Here is a 6,611-nt window from a genome sequence, read left to right as displayed (position 1 = left end):
TTCGCATCACCTAACAGGATGTCGCCATCCTGCAGATGGGAGAACAATTTCCTGATAAGGCTATTGCCTGATCTGCGCAGCAAGCCTCTTATGGATGCTTCAGTCAACCGTTGCCTCGCTTTGCAATATGCGCTGGTTTCTTGCACTAAAGCAATGCAGGAGCAATTGCCGCATAAGGCAGGAGACAACCTCCAGGCATTGAAAACTTAATGAAGATTGGTAAGACGCTCAAGCAACTGCTCTGAACTCTCATGAACCAGATCTTTATTGATGTGATCTCCCAACGGCACATGTTTATCCACCAGAGGCAGTATTTCACCCAGTAGTTTTGGGGGTGCACAAACCCGCAGGGTCTCAAACTGGTGCTGGTCATGGGCATGATTAATAGACCTGGCCAGCATATGGGCAAAGTTGACAGACTCATGGTCTTTTGGCGAGTTATCCGTCCCCAAACTACGGACACTACCGCCAATGGATGAAGTGACTGAATGGCCGGGACCTGCCGTCACGAACTCATGCCGTTTCCATCTGCCTTCTTCATGATCAATATGGTCAACCAGATCAAGCACTCTCTTGTGTCGGTCAAAACGATAGACCTTAGCTTGGCTGTTATCAGCAACCAGTACCCAGGATGATGCCATGATATGCACCTCTAAACGGCTCGCGAAGTACGATAACTGTTCAAAGATAGTTCAATGGTTCAGGAATTGCCTGTTTTTACTGTTGAGAAGTAATTATCTGGATGGATTTTGCTTTTCGGCTTGCATATAGGCAATTTTAACTTCCATTAAGGGAGCAATTCCTGAAAACTCTGTTTTCGCCACTTCCAGCATATTTTGCCGCTCTTCTTCGAGCTTTTGCTTTTTTGACTTAAGTCTAAAAAAGTGACTGTTATCTTTTGATATTACAGACTGTAATAAATCAGGCTCAATTCCACGCCAGATACAGTCAAAGGTTGCTTGATAGATTGTTTTAAGCTCATCATTAGAAAGGGTTCCCAGAAGTGGATCTATCTGATCATACAAGTGAATCATGACCTGTATATAGAAATTTCTCAGTTTTTGCCGCTGAGAATCTGACGTTATTATGGTACCCAAAGGGTACACAGCTTGTTCGTTGGATTCGGGAAATCCTTCTTTGTCCTTAACATTATTAACAATTTGACTTACCAAATCTTTATAGAATATCAGAGGATCTTTTTCCTTCATGCCTGATCGTAGTTCTGCAAATGCCTTTTCTACTGAAAAATCCAAATCCCACTGATCCTGGTTTACTCCAACACGCAATAATTCTTCAGGGTCAAGATTAAAGGAAGGGGCTGCTATTCTTAATAATTTCAAAATACCCTTATGCATTCTCACTATTTTCTTACTTTTGGTAGCACTATCATCCACCAGAACATCGCCAAGCATTATTTTCAAAACCACCTTAACAGGGCTATCAGGAAGTTGTTTATAATGATAATAAAACTCTGAGAACTTATTCTGTAACTGATCAGACATTTTAAGAAGCTGAAGGACTTCACCCTTTTCTTTTTCGGTAAGCGTGCTTTTCAGGTAATAATTTTGCAACTTCTTTTCAGCAATCCCAAATGCCAGATTGAATTTAGCAACAGCCCTGGTATACGCTAATGGAAAATATTGACCACACTTCTGAAACTCAGGCATAAGTTTTGCCGTGCTTTCCAGAGAGCCACACTCATCAAGAAATTTCCAGAAGTTTTCTGCAGCAGCAGGCCAAACGGCATCTCGCAGAGCCTCACCTCTCAGGGTTTTAAATCTATCTTCCCCAAGAACCAGTTTCATAACATCTGGAACCTGCTCCAGATCCATATTCACATCTCTAATCAAATTGTACGGTTCAGAAAGCCTGACAAAAGACTGTATATCCGTGATAGCCCTCAAGACAAACTGCGGGTCAAGGGCACCATTTTGATATGGCTGAACTTCATGAAATCTTGTTGCCCGATCACTCAGGGCAGCTCTGAAGGAAAATATTTGCGCTAACTGATGTTGAATTTTTTTCTTTGAATTTATCAGTTCAGGGCAAAGTTCCTGAATTAATTTGGCTTTTCCGGAAGTAGTTGAGGGTAAATCGATCTTATGATTTTTTGTCTTTCGTATACCTTTACGTGAGAATCTGCTTCTATCAAAAGGAGATTCGGGTCGTTCATTAAAATCACCTTCCAACTCTGTAGATCGATTTTTATTCAGATTAATATCTTTATTATCGGCGAGCACCTTAATTTTATCTTCTGAGTTAGATATTTCCCTGTCAGCTTCAGGAGAAAAATTATGTTTTTCAAAATTATCAACCAAATCGGCAACTGAAACCTCTAAATCACTTTCAGGGATAGTACAGTATTTCAATTCAGTTCTTTTTTTCTGGCCGGTATTTTCTTCAAAGGACTCAACACGCTTCAGGACAGAAATACCGGTCTTACTCGAATTTAGCCCCTTATTTTCCTGTAAAGGTTCATCGTCATTTCCTTCAGTATTAGAAATATAACCGGAGTCATTAGAAACTATTGAAACACGCCATTCGTCTGGTCTATCCGGTAAATTTTCCTCATGGTAATTATTTAGTCTCTCCACCTCAGAAAGATGGTTAACTGTTTTATTACTTTCTGAAACGGACATGCCTGAAAAAAGATTATCTTTGACGCTTTTACTGCGGCTTTCCCAGTGAGAACCATCGTCATGTGATGTGATACCAGTATCATTTCCTTCTATTTTCATAGAAGCCTCCTAACCCATCATTAAAACTCATACTGGATGCAGGATATTTACATGAAAATTTCATATAAATTCGAACCTGACAAAACTTTTGCTTAATTGTAACAAACCAACACCGTCAAATATTAATAACTAATTATGCCTAGATAACAAGCAGTTATTTAGCACCAATAACAGACGGCCAATCAAAAACCCAACATTTGAATGCTCAATAATCAATCAGCAGTCTATCAGAGTTCAGCATAAAACTGCTCAGTAATGTGAACTCATTTTCTGCAGAGAACTGCCAAAAAGACTTTTAATATGAAATAGATAGTAAAAAAGATAGAATACCCAAAAAATCAAATTAACCGGGTAAAACAATAAGAATAGTTTGGAGTCTTCCATGAGTGCCAGAAATGAAAATCTTGACAGTGTCCCTGCTCCTCAGGGAGAAATGACATTGAAGGTTCTGGCGGACCATCGTTCCGTCAATAGCAGTGGTGATGTATTTGCTGGCTGGGTAGCCATGCACCTGGATCAGGCCGGGGAAGTCTGCGCCCGTAAGGCCTCCAATGGTGCCAGAGTGGTCACGGTCAGTATTGGCAGCATGAGTTTTCTCAGGCCGGTTCAGACCGGTGATCTGATCGGGTTCTTTACCCGGGTGGCAGAAATCGGCAAAACATCGATTAAGGTTGTCGTTGAAGGCTGGATAGAAAACCACCATGGCTGGGAGAAGCTGACGGAAACGACGATGGTATTTGTTGCCATTGATCGAGGTGGGCGAACCCAGCAGGTCAGGAACTTCTAGGAGACTGTGGTAAGAGGATCAGGAACCCCTGATCTTCTCAGCCCACTCTGACAGTAAATTCCTCATCCGCTCAAGGCTCACAGGCTTATCAATATAGTCATTCATACCAGCATGATTAAGTTCAGTCTCAGGCTTAGTCACTGGGAATCAATTCCAGAATTATCGGTATCTATTCATATCCGAATAATGCCCGGGACTTTAACAAAACCTGCAATTAGCTTATGAATGGCCTGTCAAACCTGTCTTCAGATACACTGGGTCCGGGTGGAAAAAATCCCATTCATGGAAAGCTCTAAATCATCCCCCGATTGCAAAGGTCCAACACCTTCCGGAGTTCCGGTCAGCACGATATCTCCCGGGAGTAATGTGAAATGCCTGCTGATATAGCTCAACAGCCCGGGAATAGAGGTCAGCATATGCGCCGTTGTCCCTTTCTGCCTTAGCTCTCCATTGACTGACAGCGAAAACCCGAGATTGGCGGGATATTTAATATGCTCGACTGCCACAAACCCGGATAACGGGCAGCTGTTATCAAAGGCTTTGGCGACTTCCCAGGGCAGCCCTTTTGACTTTTGCCGATCTTGCAGATCACGAAGTGTCAAATCCAGTCCCAGACCAATAGCCATGATAGCCTGATTAGCCTCATGCTCACTGGCATCGGTCAGAGACTCCCTGACCAGCAGGCTCACTTCTGTCTCATGATGTACCGCCCCACGATTACGTGGTAATTTCACTGGCTGTTCAAGGTTAACCATGGCTGTACATGGTTTAATAAACAGGACCGGATCATCAGGCAGAGGATTATTCAGTTCCTGAACATGTGCCGCATAATTCCGCCCCACACAAACCACCTTCCCGACAGGAAGGTCAATACGGTCGCCACTGATCCAGCGGTGCCTGTACTTCATAGTGCATCCTTTATTAAAGCCGGTGATAAAATATGGAACGCACAATACGCGCCAACCTCATTCGGATATTTATTATTCAACTGAGCCAGAAGCTTTGTCGGGGTATCAAACAGCGTTTACCTTCAGGCATACCATCCCCCGCAGAGGCTATTGTCCCACGGCTCAAGTCGCAGTTAAAGCATCTCACTTTCAATACACTGTAGTAATATCATAAGGACTGGCCGCACAGTGGAAGGAGCATAGTATGTCAGAAGAGCTGCAACTCAATATTCAGAGTCTTCATGATATTCTTGAAAACTCACCCGTCGATGAATGTACAGCAGGAGCCTTAAAGCAGATAACAGAAGAGATTAACATTGCCGTTGCCCAGGCAGAAGGAGAGATTCCTATTCAGGGCTACAACGATCAGCTGGAGCAGGAGGCCATTCGCTTCAGTGAAGATCACCCGGCCCTGACACAGGCCATCCGGCAATTAATGATCACCCTCTCCAGTATGGGTATTTAAATACTGACACTATGACACCGCTTACACTTCAATACTCCAAGTCGGTTTCACTGAACTGAAGCCGACTTCCCTGCCTGTAACTACCCACCGCCTTTTAGTAAGTACCATCATGCACAGCCTATGCTATGATGTGCCGCCTGACGCAGCCGGGAGCAACCGATGATGCGCCATGAAAACGATGGGCGGATAAATAACAGCCATGAATTGGAAGCACTACTGCTGTTGCCCGCCTGCAAAATAACAAAAAACAGTGCTTCAACATAAAACAGCCTTGAGCCAGAAACAGCCTTGAGCCCAAAACAGCCCTGTGCCAGTCCGTCCGCCATGAGCTAACCAATAAAGAGACTGATATGCCCGAAATATCGCTGGATAAGAGCAAGATTCGTTTTCTCCTGTTGGAAGGTGTCCACCCGTCTGCTGTTGAGATTCTAAAAGCGTCGGGCTATACCAATATCGACTATGTCACCACCTCCCTGCCTCCTGAGGAACTTAAGGAACGTATTGCTGATGCCCGCTTTGTCGGCATCCGATCCCGGACCCAGCTAACCGATGAGATTTTTGCGGCGGCAAAAAAGCTCTGTGCTGTTGGCTGTTTTTGCATTGGCACCAATCAGGTAGAACTCCCTGCTGCTACACGACGGGGGATTCCTGTTTTCAACGCACCCTATTCAAATACCCGCTCAGTGGCTGAGCTGGTTCTGGCTGAAGCCATCCTGCTGCTGCGTGGAATCCCTGAAAAGAATGCCATGGCACATCAGGGAGGCTGGCAGAAAACAGCGGCGAAATCCCACGAAATCCGGGGCAAAAAGCTGGGTATTATCGGCTACGGAAATATCGGCAGCCAGCTGAGCATCATGGCAGAATCCCTGGGTATGGAAGTCTATTTCTATGATGTTGTGACCAGGCTTTCCATGGGTAATGCTACCCAGATCAGTGATCTGAATACTCTGCTTGGCATGTGCGACATTGTCAGTCTGCATGTTCCCGAAACCCGGGATACCCAGTGGATGTTCGGTGAAGCACAGTTTGCCGCCATGAAGGACAACAGCATTCTGATCAATGCCTCCCGTGGCTCTGTGGTGGTTATTGAAGCGCTGGCTGAATACCTGAAGAACGGCAAGCTGCTGGGTGCAGCCATTGACGTATTTCCGGAAGAGCCACGGAGTAACAATGATGAGTTCATCAGCCCCCTGCGTGGCATGAAGAATGTTATCCTGACGCCCCATATTGGCGGCACTACCCAGGAAGCACAGGAAAATATTGGCCGGGAGGTTGCTGAGAAGTTCGTTATGTACAGCGATATTGGTACTACATTATCGTCAGTAAACTTCCCGGAGGTCGCCCTGCCTGCTCACCCCGGTAAGCACCGCCTGCTGCATATCCACCAGAATATTCCCGGTATTCTGGGCCAGATCAACCAGATACTGTCTGAAAACCGTATTAACATCAGCGGTCAATATCTGCAGACCAATGAGTCTGTTGGTTACGTTGTTATTGATGTTGATGCTGAACACAGTGATATGGCCATGCAGAAGATAAGAAAGATTGAAGGCACCATCCGCTGCCGCGTTCTTTACTGATATATACAATGGCACCTCGTTCCCACGCAAAGCGGTAACGAGGGTGTACGTTGCAAGGGCTTGTTGCAGTTAACAAAAACCTATCTATAGTTA

General features: G+C 44.8%; 7 protein-coding genes. 3 read left to right on the top strand and 4 right to left on the bottom strand.

Annotated features, from left to right (window positions below):
- Positions 1–206: 206 nt before the first annotated feature.
- Both KDK15_RS11615 and KDK15_RS11610 read right to left on the bottom strand, forming a co-directional pair.
- Entirely contained in the window at positions 207–641 is a 435-nt protein-coding gene (locus KDK15_RS11615) for a host attachment protein (RefSeq protein ID WP_257295520.1), read from the bottom strand.
- Positions 642–734: 93 nt separating this feature from the next.
- Positions 735–2,738, bottom strand: coding sequence for a hypothetical protein (locus tag KDK15_RS11610; RefSeq protein WP_257295519.1), 2,004 nt, complete (start codon positions 2,736–2,738; stop codon positions 735–737).
- A 382-nt stretch (positions 2,739–3,120) separates the two neighbouring features.
- Here KDK15_RS11610 and KDK15_RS11605 point away from each other — a divergent pair, with 382 nt between their 5' ends.
- Positions 3,121–3,525: a hotdog domain-containing protein gene (locus KDK15_RS11605; protein WP_257295518.1), complete on the top strand. Its 405-nt coding sequence runs from the start codon at positions 3,121–3,123 to the stop codon at positions 3,523–3,525.
- Between the two features lie 245 nt (positions 3,526–3,770).
- Here KDK15_RS11605 and KDK15_RS11600 read toward each other — a convergent pair whose 3' ends face one another.
- Positions 3,771–4,433, bottom strand: coding sequence for a fumarylacetoacetate hydrolase family protein (locus KDK15_RS11600; protein WP_257295517.1), 663 nt, complete (start codon positions 4,431–4,433; stop codon positions 3,771–3,773).
- A 244-nt stretch (positions 4,434–4,677) separates the two neighbouring features.
- On the opposite strand from KDK15_RS11600, the gene KDK15_RS11595 reads away from it, so the two are divergent.
- Positions 4,678–4,938 carry a DUF4404 family protein gene (locus KDK15_RS11595; protein WP_257295516.1) on the top strand — a complete coding sequence of 87 codons (261 nt, stop codon included), beginning with the start codon at positions 4,678–4,680 and terminating at the stop codon, positions 4,936–4,938.
- A 107-nt stretch (positions 4,939–5,045) separates the two neighbouring features.
- Here KDK15_RS11595 and KDK15_RS11590 read toward each other — a convergent pair whose 3' ends face one another.
- Complete coding sequence (locus KDK15_RS11590; protein WP_257295515.1) at positions 5,046–5,264, bottom strand: hypothetical protein; 219 nt, start codon at positions 5,262–5,264, stop codon at positions 5,046–5,048.
- A gap of 24 nt (positions 5,265–5,288) precedes the next feature.
- Between KDK15_RS11590 and serA the strand changes: the two genes are divergently transcribed.
- The gene (serA, locus tag KDK15_RS11585) at positions 5,289–6,518 is read left to right on the top strand and encodes a phosphoglycerate dehydrogenase (protein WP_257295514.1); all 1,230 of its coding nucleotides are present in this window, start codon (positions 5,289–5,291) and stop codon (positions 6,516–6,518) included.
- The last annotated feature ends 93 nt before the right edge of the window (positions 6,519–6,611 follow it).

This window comes from Endozoicomonas sp. YOMI1 (assembly GCF_024606345.1).
In the GTDB taxonomy this organism is placed as follows: Bacteria; Pseudomonadota; Gammaproteobacteria; order Pseudomonadales; family Endozoicomonadaceae; genus Endozoicomonas.
This window is presented reverse-complemented; position numbering and strand designations above follow the sequence as displayed.